The organism is Neobacillus sp. NPDC058068 (assembly GCF_042885335.1).
Taxonomy (GTDB): domain Bacteria; phylum Bacillota; class Bacilli; order Bacillales; family Cytobacillaceae; genus Neobacillus.
In genome coordinates this window covers 87,564-106,581 of the sequence record NZ_JBHVSI010000006.1, presented here as the reverse complement: position 1 = coordinate 106,581, position 19,018 = coordinate 87,564, and the positions used below count along the sequence as shown (strand labels likewise).

The window sequence follows — 19,018 nt, the reverse complement described above, 5'->3', positions numbered from 1 at the left end:
GTGATCAGAACAGAAGAAATGATACTAAACGTTGGTCCTCAGCATCCAAGTACGCACGGTGTTTTCCGGCTGGTCGTAAAAATTGATGGGGAAATCATTACCGAGGCAAAGCCGGTCATCGGTTATTTACACCGCGGGACGGAAAAATTGGCTGAGGACCTGCAATATACACAGATTATTCCTTATACAGACCGAATGGATTATTTGTCATCGATGACCAATAATTATATCCTCTGTCATGCGGTCGAAACAATGATGGGGATTCAGGTTCCTGAGCGTGCCGACTTCCTGCGTGTGATTGCAATGGAGCTGAACCGGGTTGCGAGTCACCTTGTCGCTTGGGGGACCTACATTCTTGACCTTGGAGCGACGAGTCCCTTCATTTATGCGTTCCGTGATCGCGAAATGATTATCAATATGCTGAACGAGCTGTCGGGGGCACGCTTGACTTTCAACTATATGCGAGTTGGCGGTGTAAAGTGGGATGCTCCTGAGGGCTGGATTGAAAAAGTAAGAGATTTTGTTCCATATATGCGCGGACAGCTAAAGGGCTTCCATGACCTTGTTTCAGGAAATGAAATTTTTCTCGATCGGGTAAAAGGGATTGGCAAGTATACGAAAGAGGACGCCCTCCATTATTCACTCAGCGGGCCAAATCTTCGCTGTACCGGCGTGAAGTGGGATCTTCGTAAAGATGAACCCTATTCGATTTATAACCGCTTTGAATTTGATGTTCCGACATCTGAGGAAGGCGATTGCTTGGCACGCTACCATCTGCGTCTTGCTGAGATTGAGCAGTCGTTGAACATCCTTGAACAAGCAGTGGCGCAATTCCCAGAGGAAGGCGAAATCATGGCCAAAGTGCCGAAGATTATTAAGGCGCCTAAAGGGGAAGCCTTTGTCAGAATTGAATCACCGCGCGGAGAAATTGGCTGCTATATTGCGAGTGACGGCAAAAAAGAACCGTACCGATTAAAGTTTAGAAGGCCGTCCTTCTATAATCTGCAAATTCTCCCAAAACTATTAAAAGGCGAAAATATCGCAAACATGATTGCTATTTTAGGGGCAATTGACATTGTCCTTGGGGAGGTTGACGGCTAATGATAGAAGAATTGCTCCAGTCAAGTCCCGGTTGGGCTAACTTTGGAATTTTCTTTTTACTCGGTGCTGTCTTGCTTTTAATTGTCTTAGGCTTCGTAACCTACGGGATTTTAGCAGAGCGGAAAGTCTTAGGTTATATGCAGCTGCGCCATGGTCCAAACCAGGTCGGCGGTAAATGGGGACTGTTGCAAACCGTCGCTGACGTCCTTAAGCTGTTACTAAAAGAGGACATTATCCCAAAAGCTGCCGACAAGCCATTATTTATCATCGCACCAGCGATTGCCTTCGCGCCATCCTTCATGGTCCTGGCGACGATGCCTTTCACCGACAAATTTCAATTTGCGGATATCGGGGTCGGCCTGCTTTATTACATAGCCGTATCCGGATTAACCGTTTTTGGAATGGTGCTAGGCGGCTGGGCATCCAATAACAAGTATGCCCTTTTAGGAGGCATGCGTGCAGCGGCCCAGATGATTTCATACGAAATCCCGCTCGTAATGTCTGTCCTTGGTGTCATCCTTTTAACAGGAAGCTTGAATTTAAATGATATTGTTGCACAGCAATCGCATGGCTGGTGGTTTATTGCATCACAGCCAATCGGCTTCATCGTCTTTTTTATTGCATCGATTGCCGAACTAAACCGGACACCATTTGATTTGCCAGAGTCGGAAAACGAACTTGTTGCAGGATATCATGTTGAATATACAGGATTCCGCTGGGCGTTCTTTATGCTCGCTGAATATGTCTATTTATTCGCAATGTCTGCACTCATTACCGTTGTCTTTCTTGGCGGTTGGCTTGCGCCATTCAGCTTCCTTAACTTTATTCCAGGTGCCGTTTGGTTTGCACTTAAATTCAGTGTCGTCGTTTTCATCTACATCTGGCTCCGCGCAACGTTACCGCGTTTCCGCGCCGACAGACTCATGGAATTTGGCTGGAAAGTACTCCTGCCAATCGCACTAGCAAACATATTCCTAACCGCCTTACTCAAATCACTATTTTTCTAAGGCGCGGTGCCTGACACCAAATGTTATTTTCTGTAAAGTGGTGCCCGACACCATTTACCATTTTCTGTAAAAGGGTGCCTGACACTATTAAATACCACCGAAAACCATCTTTAAAACGTAAAAGGGGTGAAAAACGTGCTTGGATTTGCTAAAGGCTTGAAATATACCCTAAAGAACTTAACGCGCGAAAAGGTTACTTATGATTATCCGAATAAGCCGCTGCCGCTGCCGGACCGGTTCCGCGGGATTCAGAAGTTTTATCCGGAGAAGTGTATTGTCTGTAATCAATGCGCCAACATTTGCCCGACCGATTGTATTCAATTAACGGGCAAAAAACATCCGGACCCGGCGAAAAAGGGGAAAATTATCGACACATACGACATTAACTTCGAGATTTGCATCCTTTGTGACCTATGTACGGAGGTTTGCCCGACGGAAGCCATTATTATGACCAATAACTTCGAGCTTGCTGAATACAGCCGTGACATGTTATTTAAAAATCTAGAATGGCTGGATGAAAACGACGAAAACATACGGCAGGTGAATAAAGCATGACATTTTCAGGCGAATTCCTCGCTTTTATGGGCCTTGCACTTGTTGCGCTCATCGGCGGCGTGCTTCTGTTGAACCTTACCAAGGTTGTTCATATGGTCGTTGCCCTTATCTTTACCTTTGTAGCAATCGCCGGCATTTACGTGCTGCTTTCTGCAGAATTTGTCGCATCCGTGCAAGTTTTAATCTATTCTGGTGCGATTACGATTATCATGCTTTTTGGCATCATGTTAACGAAGCATGATGATGAAAATGAACCTAAAACAGGCAAATGGCGCAAACTTCTCGTGTTTTTGGGGGTTGTCGGTTTTGCCTTTGCCGTATATATTGGGATCTACAATTTCAATATTGAGCAAGTTCCAACCGCGCTGCATGAAAACAACACGATGCAAATCGGTAAAGCACTTTACTCAAAATACATCATTCCATTTGAGTTAACCTCTGTGTTACTATTAGCGGCTTTAGTTGGTTCAATTATTTTAGCGAAGAATGAGAAGAAGGAGGCGGATGACGAATGAGTTCAGTTCCCGCTTCAGCCTTCCTGGCACTGGCCTTGATTTTATTTTGCATCGGCTTATACGGTGCGCTTACAAAGAGAAATACCGTTATCGTGTTAATTTCGATTGAATTAATGCTGAATGCCGTGAACATTAACCTTGTCACCTTCAGCAAATACGGGATAGCACCGTCGATTACAGGCCAAGTATTTGCCCTGTTCGCTATCAGCGTCGCGGCCGCCGAAGCCGCAGTCGGACTAGCAATCTTAATCTCGCTATACCGCACAAGGAAAACCGTCAACATCGACGAAATGGACACAATGAAAAACTAGGGTGTCAGGCACCCTTTCCCTTTAACTGGAAAAGGGTGTCAGGCACCGCGTAGTAGCATCGCAAAAAGGCACTACAAAAGATGCACCACAAATGGCGCCACTAAAGGCACCGCAATGTGGCACGAGACAATTTCGACAAAATTCGGGTGGTGACAGGCACCGTTCCGTGCCGCACGCACGCCCGAAAAGGGGATAGTGATAATGATGGAGAATGCATGGCTCATACCGCTTTTCCCGCTATTATCGTTTTTGATCCTTCTTCTATTCGGTAAGCGCCTGAAGGAGGCGAGTGCCTATGTGGGGATTCTTCTCACGCTGGCATCGCTGGTCTTCTCGATTCTCGTATTATTCGAGCGCTTTTCAGAGCCAACCTATAGCACGAAATTTGACTGGCTCACGATCGGAGATCTTCATCTAACAGCGGGTTTTGAAGTGAATCAATTGAATGCATTGATGCTGTTTATCGTATCGCTCGTAAGTTTCTTAGTACATACCTACTCGAAAGGGTACATGAACGGGGATGAGCGGTTTCCAGTATTCTATGCCTATTTAGGACTATTTACGTTTGCAATGCTCGGGCTCGTCATCTCGCCGAACCTGCTGCAAACTTATATTTTCTGGGAGCTTGTTGGTGTCGGTTCCTTCCTATTAATTGGCTTTTATTATTACAAAGAAGAAGCAAAGGCCGCCGCGAAAAAGGCGTTCATCATGACCCGGATTGGGGACGTTGGACTCTTCATCGGGATGATCCTGCTCTTCTGGGAAACAAAAAGCTTTGAATACAGCGAAATTTTCGCAGCAGTCGATGCCGGCGCGGTGTCAGGCACCATGATCACGCTAACCGCGATCCTGATTTTTATCGGGGCGGTCGGCAAATCGGGTCAGTTCCCGCTGCATACGTGGCTTCCGGATGCGATGGAAGGTCCGACACCTGTTTCGGCCCTCATCCACGCGGCAACAATGGTTGCGGCCGGGGTTTACTTAGTAGCTGCCCTATTCCCGCTGTTCGCAGCAAGCAAAACAGCATTGTTAACGATTGCCGTCATCGGCGCGTTTACAGCGATATTTGCGGCAAGCATCGGACTTGTCCAAACTGATATCAAGAGAGTCCTTGCCTACTCAACCGTGAGCCAATTAGGCTACATGATGCTGGCGCTCGGCTCTGCCGGTTATGTCGCCGGTGTCTTCCACCTGATGACACACGCGTTCTTCAAGGCGCTCCTATTCCTTGCAGCCGGCTCCGTGATTCACGCTGTGCATACGCAGAACATCGAGGAAATGGGCGGACTTTGGAAAAAATTAAAGCTGACCGGACCGTTATTCTTAATTGGAACACTCGCCATCAGCGGTGTGCCGTTATTTTCCGGCTTCTTCAGTAAAGATGAAATTTTAATTGCTGCATGGGAAGGCGGACATCCAATCCTTTTCCTATTGGCGTTAATTGCAGCCTTCATGACGGCATTCTATATGTTCCGCTTGTTCTTCATGGTCTTCACCGGTGAGGCTCGCAGCGACCAGAAGCATGTTCATGAATCGCCAAACAACATGACCTACCCGATGATCCTCCTTGGCGTCTTGGCGATCATCGCTGGGTATGTGAACACACCATGGTTCGGCTCGTTCCTTGGCGACTGGCTCGTTGACGGCAACCCGGCACTCGGTCATGGTCATATTGAAGGTCCAATTTGGATCATGATTGCGGCAACTGTTGTTTCCTTAGCGGGAATCTACTTTGCCTACATGATGTACTACAAGCGTTCCATCGCCCGCAACACCATCAGCGGCACGGGGGACACCTTGCACACGATTTTGCTGAACAAATATTACGTTGACGAATTCTATCAACTCACAGTCGTCGCGTTTACAAAAGGCTTAAGCTATTTCCTCCGCTTTATTGATGTCTTCATCGTGGAAGGACTCGTCAAAGGCGTTGTCGGAATTGTCCAAGGCCTTGGAAAAACCGGTTCGAAAATGCAGACCGGACAGGTACAGACGTATGGGGCTGTTGCCTTTATCAGCCTTGCACTGCTCGTCGTCATCTTTGCGTTAACAGGGGGGTACTTACGATGAATTTACAATCGATGCTTTCAATCCTAGTATTCTCCCCTTTACTAGGAATCATCGTTTTAGCGTTTTTGCCGAAACAATCGGAAAAACTCATTAAACTGGTCGGCTTTTTAGCGACGATTCCCGCTTTATTAATCGCACTTGCCGCTTACTTACACTTTCAGTGGGGCAAGGATTTAGCTGATTTTGCTGTCTCGAAAGCGTGGATTCAATTCCGCGGCATGGGCAGTGTCCCAGAACCATTTTTCTCTGTGAATTATGAGCTCGCGCTAAGCGGCTTTCAGCTCGTACTTGTTGTGCTTACAGCCGTCGTCGCAACACTTTCAGCGCTAGCGGCAGCCAAGTTTGTCAAGAAAGAGTGGAAAGGCTACTTCATGCTGTTCCTTTTACTAGAAATCGGCATGCTCGGCGTCTTTACCGCAGAAAACTTAATTCTATTCTTTATCTTTTTCGAAATCACGCTGATACCAACGTTCTTCTTAATCGGAAAATGGGGTTATTTTGAAAAAGAAAAAGCAGCATACAGCTTCTTAATCTATAACGGCTTAGGTTCCGCTGTCCTGCTAATCGTCATTATGATTCTGTTTGGAAAAACAGGCACAACCAATATTGAGATGCTGACGAAAATCATTGCCGACCCAAGCGCGCCGCTGTCCGGCGACTTGAAGCTCGGTCTATTAATCTCGCTGTTGATTGCTTTCGGTGTCAAATTGCCGATTTTCCCGCTGCACAGCTGGATGCTTAAGGTTCACGTCCAAGCGCCGCCATCGGTTGTAATGATCCACTCGGGGATCCTGCTCAAAATTGGTGCGTACGGCTTAATTCGTTTTGGAATAGGCATTTTTCCCGAGCAGTTTAAGACCCTTGCGACGCTGATTGCCATTCTTGGAGTGATCAACCTGCTCTACGGGGCGTTTCTAGCATTCATTCAAACAGACTTTAAAATGGTGTTAGCGTATTCCTCGATTTCACATATGGGCATTGTGTTAATCGGACTGGCTGCCATGAACGAGGCCGGAGTGCAAGGGGCGATTTTCCAAGTGATTTCGCACGGCTTGATTTCCGCGCTATTGTTCTTCTTGGTTGGTGTCTTGTACGAGCGGACCGACACGTCGCTGATCGAAAATCTCGGCGGTATCGCCAAAGGGATGCCGATTGCCGCAGGCTTCTTGCTTGCCGGTGCAATGGCGTCACTCGGCTTGCCGGGCATGTCCGGGTTCGTCAGCGAATTTATGGCCTTCCTAGGGCTGTTCAAAGAATTGCCGTGGATTGCTGCTGTTGGAACCATCGGCATTATCATGACGGCGGCGTACTTGCTGCGCGCAGTCCTTGGCATGACGTACGGCAAGGCGCACCGTGAATTTATCGGCGTCCTTGACCTTAGAGGGGTGGAATTAATCCCAGTCGGGGTTTTGATGATACTTATCGTGTTAATCGGCGTTTTCCCAAGTGTGTTAAGCTCACCGCTGCAAACAACACTGGAAACAATCATGCTTGGGTTAGGAGGGTGATGAAGGATGAGTCTAGAGACATTGAGCGAGTTTAATTGGAGTGTTATGACACCAGAGTTCATCATCCTTGGCGTCATCGCATTGCTGACATTACTAGATTTATTTATGCCGAAGCGTATTGACCGTAGAATTCTTGGCTGGCTGAGCATTGCCGGTATTATTGCCGCAATAGCTGTGCTCTTCAGCTTACTTGGCACAGAGCCAACCTCGATTCTGTATGATACATTTACGCTTGATACGTTTGGCAAGTCGTTTAAATTACTGCTGCTTGCCGGTGCTGGTCTCGTTATGTTTTTGGCGGTCAGCTATAACGCTAAAGACGGTATGGAAGACTACCGCGGCGAGTTTTACTACTTGTTCTTAACGGCCTTGCTCGGTGCGATGTTCATGACATCGAGCGGCGACTTAATTACCTTGTTTATCGGATTGGAATTGCTATCGATTTCTTCCTATATATTAGCAGGCATCAAGAAGCACAACCTGAAGTCCAACGAATCTGCCATGAAGTACGTTATCAATGGCTCGATTGCAACGGCAATCACGCTGTTCGGGATGAGTTATGTGTACGGTTTAACCGGCTCAACCAATTTAGCGGAAATCGCCAATACGTTGTCCGCAGTGGTCGATGGCCAGCATGCCTACTTGCTCGGCCTTGCCTTCTTAATGATTTTCGTCGGTCTATCGTTTAAACTGGCTTCGGCACCGTTCCACATGTGGGCGCCGGACGTTTATCAAGGGGCGCCGACACCTGTTACGGCCTTCCTGAGTGTCGTTTCGAAAACGGCTGGGTTTGTGATCGTCATACGGATTCTGATTTCCGTGTTTTTCAATGCCGCTCCATCTGGGGACGGAAGCAGTATCCTGTTCAAAATGCACGATTACCTTGCCTTCCTTGCCGCGGCAACGATGATCATCGGTAACGTCGTCGCATTGAAACAAACGAATATTAAACGGATGTTTGCTTATTCCAGCATCGCCCACGCCGGCTATCTGCTTGTCGCCTTAACGACGCTGAGCGCGAATTTGCTCTTTTCCGTTTGGTTTTACCTGCTCGCCTACATGTTAATGAACCTTGGCGCGTTTGCGGTCATCCAAGTCGTTACCGAAAAAACAGGTTCAGCTGAGATTGCTGATTTCGCCGGGCTGTACCGTCGTTCACCGGTTCTCGCTGTCACAATGGGAATTTTACTCGTTTCCCTGGCAGGTTTCCCGGGCACAGCCGGATTCATTGGCAAGTTAAACATCTTTGTCGGCGCCTTTTACGGCGAGCCGCATTATGTACTGGCTTCAATCATGATTGCGGCCACCGTCATCTCGTATTTCTATTATTTCGGCGTGATGACGCAAATGTTCTTCCGCCCGGCTCGCGACGAAAGCAAGTTCATCCTGCCGTTCGGCATCATCGTTGTCCTCATCGTCGCAGTCGTCGGTTCCGTATTATTCGGGGTAGCGCCTAACATCGCCCTCGATTTCTTGAACAATATGTAAAAAAGTAACACAAACAATGGGTCAAATTAAAGGGGTATTCATACAAAAAGAAGAGGCTGGGGGGCCTCTTCTTTTTTGCGCAAATTATTCTACTTTATCATCTTTTTCCGATAATTTTTCCTTTACATCCCCGTAACCTTCTTTTAGTTTACCCTTTACCTTGTCCATTTTTCCTTCTGCTTCCTTTGAGTGATCGTCGGTTAATTTACCCCATTGTTCTTTTCCTTCACCCTTCACCTGGTCTAGCTTACCTTTTATTTGTTCTTTATTCATTGTTAGTTCCTCCTTGGCTAAAGTTTTTTGTTTCTATTACCCTATGAGAAAGTCCAGGAAACTCTAGTTATTATTTTCATCAACCTTTTCCCCGTCGTCGACGCCATCACCGGTTTCCTCTTCTTTTATTTTATTCTCAACATCGTTCTTGATATCGTTTAAATTGTCCTTTGCTTCCTGATAGGAATCATTTGATTCCTGCTTTGTGTCGTTATCAAGCGCATCTTTTTGCTCGCCATCATTAATGCCATTATCTTGGTCGACACCATCGCCGCATCCGGCTAATCCAAATGTTAGTAAAACAGCAAATCCGCCCACTAGTAATTTTTTCCTCTTAGCAGTAATCATGTGTATTCCTCCTCTAAATTCATCTAGCTGGTGAGTATATTTCCCCTTAAAAAAATTTCAAAACCCCTAATTCATCCAAATTCTTTACCTTCATTAAAGGCATTTTTTTAGGCTGTGTTAAAGCACATTGTTGATTTGAGCACAATGTTGATTGGACGTGGATACAGCGAGACTCCTGCGGGAGCAGCGGGACAGGTGAGACCCCGCAGGCGCGGAATTCGCCGAGGAGGCTCACCGCCCGCCCCGCGGAAAGCGAAGCGCCTGGAACGGAAATCAACATTCACTTTTAACAGAGCCTTTTTTAAAAAATCATCGAGACAATATCGCATGTTTGAAGAAAGGGTGTTGGGGTATTACAGTTACCAATCAAAAGTAGAAAAAAGGAGAGATGTTACATGACGTTACAAAATATGACAGCCGGATGGTACACATACACCGACCAGCTTCCAAACTTATTACTGGCACTGCTTGTCCTCTTAATTGGCTGGCTGGCTGCTAAAGGGATTGGCAGGGGTGTAGAGGCTGCGCTTAAGAAAACAAGCTTTGATGATAATTTGTTTTCCAACGTGGAAAAACCAAAAAAATATTCATCAGAAATGATGATTGGAAAAATAGTTTACTATCTTTTACTGGTGTTTGTGTGGACAATCTTTTTTAATATCCTGAACTTAAGTCTAATCGCAACGCCGCTCGTTAACATGTTATCGACAATCACAGCAGCGATTCCTAATCTATTAAAAGCAGCACTGATTCTCCTATTTGCCTGGGCGGTCGCGACCGTGCTAAAACTGCTATTTAAAAGAGGAGCAGCGATGTTCCGTGTAGAAGGCCATCTAGTAAAATGGAAGATGGCAAAAAACCAACTAGATGCCAGCACCAAAGTGAACAGTATCGCAAAGGCACTCTTCTATTTTGTTCTTTTGCTATTTTTACCAGGCGTATTAGGCGCATTGCAGCTGGATGGGATTTCTGAACCTTTCGCACACGTCCTTTCGACCTTACTGGCCATTATTCCAAAATTATTTGCGGCAGCCCTAATTGTTTTTATCGGCTGGCTGATTGCAAAACTTGTTCGTGATATATTAACTAATTTTTTAAAAAGCATTGGGACGGAACGACTCGGACAGCGGTTTGGACTTGAAGGCGCTAATCTTTCAACCATTATCGGAAATATCGTGTTCATCCTCATCCTCATCCCAACAATTATTACGGCTTTGGAAAAATTGGATTTAAAAGGAATTTCAGAGCCGGCAATGGCGATGCTCCAGCAAATTATGACCCTGATTCCAAACATTGCTGCGGCCATCATGTTAATTTTATTTGGAATATGGCTTGGAAAATGGGTTGAAAAAATGGTCGAGCAAATGCTCTGGCGCTTACGGTTTGATAATATTTTCCACCATATGGGAATCGGCTCGTTGACACCGGATGGCCAGTCGAAGTACACGCTGTCGCAGCTCGTTGGTTTGCTGGCGAAAATTGTGGTGGTGATATTATTTACCGCAGAAGCCTTACAAATTGTTCATTTAAATTTCTTAGTTACGTTAGCAACAGGGGTAATTGCCTATTTACCAATGCTAATAGCGGCATTAGTAATCTTAGGGGTCGGCTTATATTTAGGCTATTTAGTCGAGCGGGTGCTACAAAATGTCTTAAAACAGCGCTACTCCCGCACCCTTGCCGCTGTTGCAAAATATGCGATCTTTACGATCACGCTGTTTATGGCGTTAGATCAACTGGGTGTAGCCCATTCCATTGTCAATTCTGCCTTTATTCTTGTTTTAGGCGGTTTGGCGCTGGCATTTGGACTTGCATTCGGCCTTGGCGGAACAGAGTTTGCCCGCAAATATTTACGGAAACTAGACAATAAACTGGAAGAGGAAAATTTATAACTTAGAACGGGAACAATCCGGAACACCCTTGGAAGAAGGAAAATTTATAAACTTGAACTGGTACAATTCGGGAACACCCTTGGATGAGACAAATCAATCTGGAGCCCCTTGGCTAGGGGGAATTTATAAACAAATCAATCCGAAATCCCCATCTGATTTCGGATTGTTATTTTTAAAAAAAGGGAGGTGCAGGGTATGCTGATGATAAGTATATTAGCGATTGCACTGCTCATTGTCTTAACTGGTTTCTTCGTCGCGGTTGAATTTGCTATCGTCAAGGTTCGGACATCGCGGATTGACCAATTGATCATGGAAGGGAAGAAGAGCGCTGTTGCCGCGAAGCAGGTCGTGACCCGTCTTGATGAATATTTATCGGCCTGCCAGCTTGGAATCACGGTGACGGCATTAGGACTCGGGTGGCTGGGAGAACCGACGGTAGAAAAGCTGTTTCATCCATTGCTGGCGGCGCTCAAGATGAATGATGCTGTGACCCATATCGTCTCCTTTGCGCTGGCGTTTGCCGTCGTTACCTTTATCCACGTGGTCGCAGGGGAATTGGCGCCAAAAACAGTGGCCATCCAAAAAGCCGAAGCGATTACGCTGCTGTTCGCCAAACCGATCATCCTTTTTTACAAAATCATGTATCCGTTTATTTGGGCGTTAAATAATTCCGCCCGGCTGCTCGTCGGCTTGTTTGGTTTAAAGCCGGCAGCCGAACATGAATTAGCGCACTCCGAAGAAGAACTGCGGATACTCCTGTCAGAAAGCTATCAAAGCGGGAAAATCAACCAAAATGAATGGAAATATGTTAACAATATTTTTGAATTTGATGAGCGGATCGCCAAGGAGATCATGGTGCCGCGGACAGAAATGAGCTGTCTCTCAGTAGAAGATACGATTGGGGACGTCGTGCAAACGATGAAGGCGGAAAAATTTACCCGTTATCCCGTTATCGAGGGGGATAAAGATCATATTATTGGTGTGATGAACGTGAAAATGTTTATAACCGCTAAAGTCATGAATCAAGGTCAATATCAAAATTGGAAAATTAGATCCTATATCCAACCCGTGATTCGCGTCATCGAAACCATCCCAATTCATGACTTATTGATCAAGATGCAGATGGAACGAACCCATATGGCGATTCTGCTGGATGAATATGGCGGGACCTCAGGTTTAGTGACAGTCGAGGATATCATCGAGGAAATCGTTGGCGAGGTAAGGGATGAATTTGATGGAGACGAAGTGTCGGAAATTCGTACGATCGAGGCGGATAACCACTATATTATTGATGCCAAAGTCACCATTCGCGAAGTAAACCAGCTTCTCGGCACCCACTTAACCGGTGAGGAAGTGGATACAATTGGCGGCTGGTTCCTGACACAAAACCCCACCGCTCAATTAGGTGCGGGCGCAGTAGTGGACGAGGAAGAGTATGCGTTCAAAGTCCACGAAGCGGATGGCTACCACATCATGTATTTGGAAGTGATAAAGCGATAATTGAGGCCTCAGGTGGGGCTTTTTTCTTTGTGGAAAAAAGAGAAAGTGGTTACCAATAAGGTCTGTTGGAGGACATTTCGCGGTCAAAACTGGGAAGATTTGTCCTTCATAAGGTCGATGAAGGACACTTCGCGGTCAAAACCAGGAAGATTTGTCCTTCATAAGGTCGATGAAGGACATTTCGCGTCCAAAACCAAGAAGAATTGTCCTTCATAAGGTCGATGAAGGACATTTCGCGGTCAAAACTAAGAAGATTTGTCCTTCATGAGGTTGATGAAGGACATTTCGCGGTCAAAACAAAGAAGATTTGTCCTTCATCAGGTCGATGAAGGACATTTCGCGGTCAAAACCAGGAAGATTTGTCCTTCATGAGGTCGATGAAGGACATTTCGTGGTCAAAACCAGGAAGATTTGTCCTTCATAAGGTCGATGAAGGACATTTCGCGTCCAAAACCAGGAAGATTTGTCCTTCATAAGGTCGATGAAGGACATTTCGCGGTCAAAGCCAGGAAGATTTGTCCTTCATAAGGTCGATGAAGGACATTTCGCGGTCAAAGCCAAGAAGATTTGTCCTTCTTTAATTGGAGCCCGGAAGTGGTCACCAATAGAAGTACCCGGAAGCCCTACATAACTCTTTTTCCAATTTCCCCTCTAAATAAAAACAGTTGGGGCAAGGTGCCCCAACTGTATTTCAGTTATTGAATTTTCTCATTATAAAATTTTACGGAATACATCGCACCCTCGCTGACCATATTGTTATCCTCGAGATCTTGTGGATGAGGATGGCCGCCTTTTTCAATCGGGAGCTGTTCGCTTTTCTCAAACACAGTCGGTTTGATTTTCCGTTTCCACTTTCGAAGCAAATTTTCTGTTTTGATGCGATTCGGTTTAGATGATAACCATACCGCCGCAGATGCAGATGCTCCGATTCCTACAACCATTAGTGATGTTACGCCTAAGCCTCGTTTCAAAACAAAACCCTCCTTTGGATTTCATGTGGAGCCCGTGTAGCAGCTCCAATCCTAATTTAAACTATGAATACCCTATTAATATTGTTAACAAACCTATTTTATAAGTTTCATTTTGTAAAAAAGCGGGGACTTATCATTATAAAAAGGAGAAACTATGGAAAAATATATCGGTCCTGCCAAGTGGAAGTGGTTTCAATTTAGCGAAACCGAGATTGATAGGATAAAATCGCTCATCGAAAATGAAAGTTACGGATGCAAAGACTGGTTCGAGCAAGTCCGTGAAAACAGGACAAATTGCCTGCGAGTAAGCATCCTGGAAACTGGCGAAAAGGTCGTCAATGGCTCGCTCATTTATAAACATAGTTTTAAGCAGGAAACAGATTATCAGCTCTTTCATTTTTATGTGACGAAAGATCAATGGATTTCGGTCGACCTGGAGTTGTCAGTACTGAAACACATCGATTCAAAAGGACTTTTACGAAAAATCGGCCAGACTGAAACCGCAGTCGACGGTTTTTTACTTTTTCTCGGAGAATTGATGAATGAAATGTTAGTGGAGATTGATGGGTTTGAAGCGGAGCTCAAGAGCCTGATTTGGAGTATCCGAATAAAGAATGAAACGAGCATCCTCGAACTTGTCTACATGCGTAGGCATGAGCTGTTAGTATGGAAAAGTCTATTGATTCCAATCCGGGAACTGAAAATGGCGATCGAGGAAATTGCCCTTCATCATGGCGGCAATCAGGCGATTTTTCATTGTACAGCGAAACGAATTGAGCGGGCATTCTCGCTGTTGCACGAGTATGAACATGAACTTGATTCGATTATTAAATTAGAGGAAGTTATCTCCTCGCACCGGGGAAACGAAATTATGAAAACCTTAACGGTGATTACAACCATTTTTACCCCGATTATGGCCTTCGGGGCGTTATGGGGCATGAACTTCACCAATATGCCTGAGCTTAAGTGGCGGTTTGGCTACATTTTTTCAATTCTACTTATCATTATTTCCACGGTTCTGCTGTATGGTTATTTAAAAATTAAAGGCTGGACCGGCGACCTATTAAAAGGGAAAAACAATGGGTCGTTTTTTAAATAGGGTTTTGGAATCACGCTTCGGTGGTACAACACTATTATAAGGACGGTGGTTTAAATATGTGGTTGCAAGGTTCGGTAAACCCTTTGGGATGAAGAACAGCAATCTAAAAGGAGGAAACGGACATGGCTAAGCAAGATGTGGAAGAAGAAAAAATTAAAAGGGAAGCACCATTTTCGAAGAAGAACGAAAAAGAAGACGGGCAATCCTGCAGTGATGGCACTTCCACGAATGATGATAAAGAAGTTCAGCAACAGAACGAGCAAAGACACAGTGACAATCCTTCCATGCAGGATGACCGTGAACTCCAGCAAAGGTACAGGGACGGCACATCGATGCAAGGGGATATAGCGGACCAGCAGAAGAAATTGCAAAGGTCCGAAGATGACACTGACGCAAATCATGATGATGACGATGATGATGATGACTTGCAGAAAAAATATGGACATCGGGATGACGAGGACGAGCTCCCTCCGATGAATGCTAGTGCTGAACTGCCAGAAGAGGACGGCGAGCAAGAATCACACGAGCATCAGCGATATAGTAACTGAACGATAACGAATCAGCTCTTACTGCAGCGGCAGATGAGGTAAAAAGCAGGTTTCCAAAAACAACTTGAGATAACGATTAATCCTTATAAAGGAATAAGGGAAAAAATACAATAACTTAGCCAGGCTAAAGAAGCCTGGCTTTTGGCTTTTGGTAAAGTGAACGGAGCAGCTTTCAAAAAAATTTCAACTGGGACATATGCTCTATTCGGCCAACTAGAATATTTTGGTATAATACAAAAAAAGAAGCAGAGGGACGGTTCTTGTGCTTAGCAGAAATGAAGCAAAAGAACCGTCCCCATGCTTCCACCCATGCTTCCAAAAAAAGAAGTTTACAAGTCTAATAATCGGGTACATACAAAATAAAACCTTGAAGGTGTGAGAATATGAATATTACTATAAATAAACATCAGCAGGATGAGGGAATAGTGGTGCTGGTTGGCGGGGAAATTGATGCGTTTACGGCACCGAAGTTGCGGGAGGAAATATTGCCGCTGGCTGAAGGGGAAAATAAATCAATTACCATTAATCTAAAGGATGTCTCTTATTTGGATAGTACCGGACTTGGTGTCTTTGTTGGCTTATTTAAGCAGCTAAAGCAAAAGGACGGCGAATTAAGGTTGATTGAGTTATCGGATCGACTAATAAGGCTCTTCGAAATTACCGGCTTGAGTAACATAATGGATATTTCGGCACATTCAGAGGGAGGAGGAAGATGAGCGAAGTGATGGATTATATCGAAATGAAGATTCCGGCGAAACCGGAATATATTGGTGTTGTCAGATTGACGTTATCAGGAATTTCCAGCCGGATGGGCTATACATATGAGGAAATTGAGGATATGAAAATTGCTGTCAGTGAAGCTAGTACCAACGCAGTCCAGCATGCTTACAACAAGGACGAGGGCGGGGAAGTCATCGTCGGCTTCGGAATTTACGATGATAAATTGGAAATCGTCGTCGCCGACAGCGGAAGGAGCTTTAATTTTTTACAAACAAAAAGCGAACTCGGCCCATACACAGAATCAAGTACAGTGGAGCAGCTGGCAGAAGGAGGGTTAGGGCTATTTTTGATTGAAACGCTTATGGATGAAGTCCGGATACTGAATCATTCCGGAGTAACGGTATTCATGGTGAAGAACCGAAGTGGGGAGCGTGATAATCATGACACAACCATCTCAACCCATGAGACGAACTAAGGAAGAAATTGATGCCCTAATCTTAGAGTTTCAACAGAACGAGAGTGATGAGGCTCAAACCGTCTTGGTGGAACATTACACTGCCTTGGTCGGGAGCCTTGCGCGGAAATATTCAAAGGGAAGATATTTGCATGAGGATATCATGCAGGTAGGGATGATTGGTTTATTGTCTGCCATCAGACGCTATGATTCAGGTGTGGGGAGATCGTTTGAATCGTATTTAATTCCTACTGTTATTGGCGAAATTAAACGGTTTTTAAGGGATAAAACGTGGAGTGTCCATGTACCGCGGCGCATCAAAGAAACGTGGCCGAAAATTAAAAATGTAGTGGACGAGCTGACGAATCAATATCAACGCTCGCCAACGATTGACGAAATTGCCGCGTTTATGGAGATTTCCGAAGAGGAAGTCTTAGAAGCGATGGAGATGGGCAAGAGTTATCAAGCCGCTTCTGTCGATCAATCGATTGAAACGGGTTCCGAGGGCAGCACAATTACGACACTCGATATGGTCGGAACTGTAGAGGAAGGCTTCGAAAAAGTTGACCAAAAGCTGTTTCTCGAAAGTGCCCTTCACGTTTTATCAGAAAGAGAAAGACAAATCCTCGAATGCACTTTTATCGCCAATAAAAGTCAAAAGGAAACAGGAGAGTATTTGGGGATTTCGCAGATGCATGTATCTCGCTTGCAGAAAAAGGCGCTTGAAAAATTGCGTAAAGCTCTGGGGAAGACCCCTGACGCTTTAACGCGTTAATACAGGAGGGGCTCTGACCCCAAAGGAGGCGGCCAAGGATGGCGATGAAAATTATCATTGTCGATGATAATAAAACGAATCTGATGATTGTTGAAAAAATCCTCCAGAAGGCTGGCTATAGACGCTTGGTGCTGCTGTCATCTGCCACAGAGTTATTTGACTATTTGCAGCTTGATGCGCCTAATCCCGCTGAAGAGGATATCGATTTAATTTTGATGGATTTAATGATGCCGGAGGTTGATGGCATCGAGGCCTGCCGTAGGATTCTTGGGAATGAGCGGTTCCGCGATCTCCCGATTATTTTCGTAACGGCAATGGGTGACTCCAATAAAATGGCCGAGGCGATGGACGCGGGCGCCCTTGATTATGTAATGAAGCCAATCAATAAAGTCGAGCTGCTGGCGCGGATTCGCTCCGTCCTCCGCTTAAAGGTTGAAAAGGACTTGCGTAAGGAACGGGATAAGCGGATTCAATATGAGTTGGATTTGGCCAAGCAGGTGCAGCTCAGCATGCTTTCAGGTCCGGTTCAAAAAGAGGATGTAACGATTTCGGCGGTCTACAAGCCTTCCTTTGAGCTTGCCGGCGATTTGTATGCCTGGTACCAGATTAGCCCGCATCGCTATGGTGTGATTTTGCTCGATATGATGGGTCATGGCATCTCGTCATCGCTCGTGTGTATGTACATATATTCGGCCTTAAAGGATTCGATTACCGGTTTGTGCGATCCGGAGGCCGTCATGAAAGAACTGAACTGGCGCATGAACCAGCTCCACAATGATAGTTTAATAAACTATTATTTCACAGCGATTTACTTTGTGCTCGATACGGAAAAGCAGTCGATAGAATACGTGAATGCCGGCCATCCGGCGGGGATTGCGCTTGTCGATGGTGAGGTGAGGCTGCTGGAGAAAGGCTGCCCCGCTCTAGGTTTTTTTGATGAAATAGAGGTGAGTAAAGGAGTCATTTCGTACAAGGATGACGCACGGATCTTGCTGTTTACCGATGGGTTGTCGGAATGGCTGGAGGAAGAATACGAGGATGCCGTAGTGAAGCTAATCAGCTGTTTACAAGAGGAAGGCGCCGGCACTGATCCGGCGGCGCTGCTTCAGCGGCTGCAACCAAGCTGCGAGCTCACAAATCCCCAAAAGGATGATATTTGTTTGGTGATGATTGCGACGAGCTGATGGGGTGTTCGTGGATTTTGCGAAAAGGGGCAAAAAGCCCCCTCACGGTAAGAAGGAGGTTCTGCATAGACTTTGCCTGTGAAAAAAGCTTGGAAGGGTGCCCCCATCCAAGCTTTTTTCACAAAAACCCATTCTTACTACGCCAAATACGCTTCCAGCATCCATTTGTGCTTTTCTAGAGAAGTGCGAATCGCAATGAACATATCAGCGGTCGGCTGATCATCGTTGTCTTCGGCAGCTGTTATTCCCTCTGTAAGCTCGCTGCAAATCGTGTTAAAATCATCCGCCAAAGTTTGCACCATCCCTCTCGCATTCTCGTCGCCTGCCGCCTCTTCAATGGAAGCTATATTCAATTGCTCCTTTAGTGTTGCCGTTGGTGAAGCTCCTATCGCCAGCATTCGTTCAGCGATTGTATCAAGGTGTAAGGCTGCTTCCGTATACAATTCTTCAAATTTAACATGCAAGGTGAAAAAATTCTCCCCTTTTACAAACCAATGATAATGGTGCGTCTTCATAAAAAGAACGGAGAAATTCGCTACCTGCTTGTTAAGTGTCTCTGTAATAATTTCGTTTTTATCCTTCGTTTTTACCACTTTTACATACCTCCATTTGTAGGATACCTATTATTTACCCGCTCCTACATCTGTTGAAACCATAGACAAATTTTTTGAAAAAAATGGGCAATAAGACCTTAATTAG

Annotated in this window: 20 protein-coding genes; 16 read left to right on the top strand and 4 right to left on the bottom strand. The window is 45.4% G+C overall.

Features of this window, described 5'->3' with window-relative positions; genetic code table 11:
- The 8 genes from ACFVSW_RS09000 to nuoN all read left to right on the top strand — a co-directional run bounded on the left by ACFVSW_RS09000 (position 1) and on the right by nuoN (position 8,555).
- Positions 1 to 1,101, top strand: coding sequence for an NADH-quinone oxidoreductase subunit D (locus tag ACFVSW_RS09000; protein WP_387314846.1), 1,101 nt, complete (start codon positions 1 to 3; stop codon positions 1,099 to 1,101).
- Positions 1,101 to 2,108 (top strand): NADH-quinone oxidoreductase subunit NuoH, encoded by a 1,008-nt coding sequence (gene nuoH, locus ACFVSW_RS08995; RefSeq protein ID WP_387314843.1) that lies wholly within the window; start codon positions 1,101 to 1,103, stop codon positions 2,106 to 2,108. The genes ACFVSW_RS09000 and nuoH overlap by 1 nt, the downstream gene beginning before the upstream one ends.
- Before the next feature lie 135 nt (positions 2,109 to 2,243).
- Positions 2,244 to 2,663 (top strand): NADH-quinone oxidoreductase subunit NuoI, encoded by a 420-nt coding sequence (nuoI, locus tag ACFVSW_RS08990; RefSeq protein WP_024029643.1) that lies wholly within the window; start codon positions 2,244 to 2,246, stop codon positions 2,661 to 2,663.
- The gene (locus tag ACFVSW_RS08985; protein WP_387314841.1) at positions 2,660 to 3,178 is read left to right on the top strand and encodes an NADH-quinone oxidoreductase subunit J; all 519 of its coding nucleotides are present in this window, start codon (positions 2,660 to 2,662) and stop codon (positions 3,176 to 3,178) included. Before nuoI ends, ACFVSW_RS08985 begins: the two co-directional genes overlap by 4 nt.
- Positions 3,175 to 3,489, top strand: a complete 315-nt coding sequence (nuoK, locus tag ACFVSW_RS08980; RefSeq protein WP_024029645.1) for an NADH-quinone oxidoreductase subunit NuoK — start codon at positions 3,175 to 3,177, stop codon at positions 3,487 to 3,489. Before ACFVSW_RS08985 ends, nuoK begins: the two co-directional genes overlap by 4 nt.
- Before the next feature lie 201 nt (positions 3,490 to 3,690).
- Entirely contained in the window at positions 3,691 to 5,559 is a 1,869-nt protein-coding gene (gene nuoL / locus ACFVSW_RS08975) for an NADH-quinone oxidoreductase subunit L (protein WP_387314839.1), read from the top strand.
- A complete protein-coding gene (locus ACFVSW_RS08970; protein WP_387314837.1) occupies positions 5,556 to 7,067 on the top strand; it encodes an NADH-quinone oxidoreductase subunit M in 1,512 nt (503 codons plus the stop codon). The genes nuoL and ACFVSW_RS08970 overlap by 4 nt, the downstream gene beginning before the upstream one ends.
- A 6-nt stretch (positions 7,068 to 7,073) precedes the next feature.
- Complete coding sequence (gene nuoN / locus ACFVSW_RS08965) at positions 7,074 to 8,555, top strand: NADH-quinone oxidoreductase subunit NuoN (protein ID WP_387314834.1); 1,482 nt, start codon at positions 7,074 to 7,076, stop codon at positions 8,553 to 8,555.
- A gap of 84 nt (positions 8,556 to 8,639) precedes the next feature.
- On the opposite strand, the gene ACFVSW_RS08960 is transcribed toward nuoN, so the two are convergent.
- Positions 8,640 to 8,828 carry a CsbD family protein gene (locus tag ACFVSW_RS08960; RefSeq protein ID WP_387314832.1) on the bottom strand — a complete coding sequence of 63 codons (189 nt, stop codon included), beginning with the start codon at positions 8,826 to 8,828 and terminating at the stop codon, positions 8,640 to 8,642.
- A 63-nt stretch (positions 8,829 to 8,891) separates the two neighbouring features.
- Positions 8,892 to 9,176 carry a hypothetical protein gene (locus ACFVSW_RS08955; RefSeq protein ID WP_387314829.1) on the bottom strand — a complete coding sequence of 95 codons (285 nt, stop codon included), beginning with the start codon at positions 9,174 to 9,176 and terminating at the stop codon, positions 8,892 to 8,894.
- Positions 9,177 to 9,571: 395 nt separating this feature from the next.
- Here ACFVSW_RS08955 and ACFVSW_RS08950 point away from each other — a divergent pair, with 395 nt between their 5' ends.
- Together ACFVSW_RS08950 and ACFVSW_RS08945 are read left to right on the top strand one after the other, a co-directional pair.
- Entirely contained in the window at positions 9,572 to 11,068 is a 1,497-nt protein-coding gene (locus ACFVSW_RS08950) for a mechanosensitive ion channel (RefSeq protein ID WP_387314828.1), read from the top strand.
- A gap of 195 nt (positions 11,069 to 11,263) precedes the next feature.
- Entirely contained in the window at positions 11,264 to 12,568 is a 1,305-nt protein-coding gene (locus ACFVSW_RS08945; protein WP_387314827.1) for a hemolysin family protein, read from the top strand.
- Positions 12,569 to 13,263: 695 nt separating this feature from the next.
- Here the strand turns inward: ACFVSW_RS08945 and ACFVSW_RS08940 are convergent.
- Positions 13,264 to 13,539: a hypothetical protein gene (locus tag ACFVSW_RS08940; RefSeq protein WP_387314824.1), complete on the bottom strand. Its 276-nt coding sequence runs from the start codon at positions 13,537 to 13,539 to the stop codon at positions 13,264 to 13,266.
- A gap of 154 nt (positions 13,540 to 13,693) precedes the next feature.
- Here ACFVSW_RS08940 and ACFVSW_RS08935 point away from each other — a divergent pair, with 154 nt between their 5' ends.
- From ACFVSW_RS08935 to ACFVSW_RS08910, 6 genes are all read left to right on the top strand, one after another.
- On the top strand, positions 13,694 to 14,638 hold the full coding sequence (locus tag ACFVSW_RS08935) for a magnesium transporter CorA family protein (protein WP_387314822.1): 945 nt from the start codon (positions 13,694 to 13,696) through the stop codon (positions 14,636 to 14,638).
- Between the two features lie 122 nt (positions 14,639 to 14,760).
- Positions 14,761 to 15,186: a hypothetical protein gene (locus tag ACFVSW_RS08930; RefSeq protein WP_387314821.1), complete on the top strand. Its 426-nt coding sequence runs from the start codon at positions 14,761 to 14,763 to the stop codon at positions 15,184 to 15,186.
- Between the two features lie 383 nt (positions 15,187 to 15,569).
- Positions 15,570 to 15,902 (top strand): anti-sigma factor antagonist, encoded by a 333-nt coding sequence (locus tag ACFVSW_RS08925; protein ID WP_387314819.1) that lies wholly within the window; start codon positions 15,570 to 15,572, stop codon positions 15,900 to 15,902.
- Positions 15,899 to 16,381, top strand: a complete 483-nt coding sequence (rsbW, locus tag ACFVSW_RS08920; RefSeq protein WP_387314817.1) for an anti-sigma B factor RsbW — start codon at positions 15,899 to 15,901, stop codon at positions 16,379 to 16,381. Before ACFVSW_RS08925 ends, rsbW begins: the two co-directional genes overlap by 4 nt.
- A complete protein-coding gene (gene sigB, locus ACFVSW_RS08915) occupies positions 16,347 to 17,135 on the top strand; it encodes an RNA polymerase sigma factor SigB (protein ID WP_387314815.1) in 789 nt (262 codons plus the stop codon). The genes rsbW and sigB overlap by 35 nt, the downstream gene beginning before the upstream one ends.
- 44 nt (positions 17,136 to 17,179) lie before the next feature.
- On the top strand, positions 17,180 to 18,319 hold the full coding sequence (locus ACFVSW_RS08910; RefSeq protein WP_387315133.1) for a PP2C family protein-serine/threonine phosphatase: 1,140 nt from the start codon (positions 17,180 to 17,182) through the stop codon (positions 18,317 to 18,319).
- Between the two features lie 137 nt (positions 18,320 to 18,456).
- Here the strand turns inward: ACFVSW_RS08910 and ACFVSW_RS08905 are convergent, their stop codons facing one another.
- A complete protein-coding gene (locus tag ACFVSW_RS08905; protein ID WP_387314812.1) occupies positions 18,457 to 18,912 on the bottom strand; it encodes a Dps family protein in 456 nt (151 codons plus the stop codon).
- Between the last annotated feature and the right edge of the window lie 106 nt (positions 18,913 to 19,018).

Coding starts and splice junctions, on each gene's coding strand:
- nuoH (WP_387314843.1), top strand. CDS start 1,101: ATGATAGAAGAATTGCTCCAGTCAAGTCCCGGTTGGGCTAACTTTGGA.
- ACFVSW_RS08985 (WP_387314841.1), top strand. CDS start 2,660: ATGACATTTTCAGGCGAATTCCTCGCTTTTATGGGCCTTGCACTTGTT.
- nuoK (WP_024029645.1), top strand. CDS start 3,175: ATGAGTTCAGTTCCCGCTTCAGCCTTCCTGGCACTGGCCTTGATTTTA.
- nuoL (WP_387314839.1), top strand. CDS start 3,691: ATGATGGAGAATGCATGGCTCATACCGCTTTTCCCGCTATTATCGTTT.
- ACFVSW_RS08970 (WP_387314837.1), top strand. CDS start 5,556: ATGAATTTACAATCGATGCTTTCAATCCTAGTATTCTCCCCTTTACTA.
- nuoN (WP_387314834.1), top strand. CDS start 7,074: ATGAGTCTAGAGACATTGAGCGAGTTTAATTGGAGTGTTATGACACCA.
- ACFVSW_RS08960 (WP_387314832.1), bottom strand. CDS start 8,828: ATGAATAAAGAACAAATAAAAGGTAAGCTAGACCAGGTGAAGGGTGAA.
- ACFVSW_RS08955 (WP_387314829.1), bottom strand. CDS start 9,176: ATGATTACTGCTAAGAGGAAAAAATTACTAGTGGGCGGATTTGCTGTT.
- ACFVSW_RS08950 (WP_387314828.1), top strand. CDS start 9,572: ATGACGTTACAAAATATGACAGCCGGATGGTACACATACACCGACCAG.
- ACFVSW_RS08945 (WP_387314827.1), top strand. CDS start 11,264: ATGCTGATGATAAGTATATTAGCGATTGCACTGCTCATTGTCTTAACT.
- ACFVSW_RS08935 (WP_387314822.1), top strand. CDS start 13,694: ATGGAAAAATATATCGGTCCTGCCAAGTGGAAGTGGTTTCAATTTAGC.
- ACFVSW_RS08930 (WP_387314821.1), top strand. CDS start 14,761: ATGGCTAAGCAAGATGTGGAAGAAGAAAAAATTAAAAGGGAAGCACCA.
- ACFVSW_RS08925 (WP_387314819.1), top strand. CDS start 15,570: ATGAATATTACTATAAATAAACATCAGCAGGATGAGGGAATAGTGGTG.
- rsbW (WP_387314817.1), top strand. CDS start 15,899: ATGAGCGAAGTGATGGATTATATCGAAATGAAGATTCCGGCGAAACCG.
- sigB (WP_387314815.1), top strand. CDS start 16,347: ATGACACAACCATCTCAACCCATGAGACGAACTAAGGAAGAAATTGAT.
- ACFVSW_RS08910 (WP_387315133.1), top strand. CDS start 17,180: ATGAAAATTATCATTGTCGATGATAATAAAACGAATCTGATGATTGTT.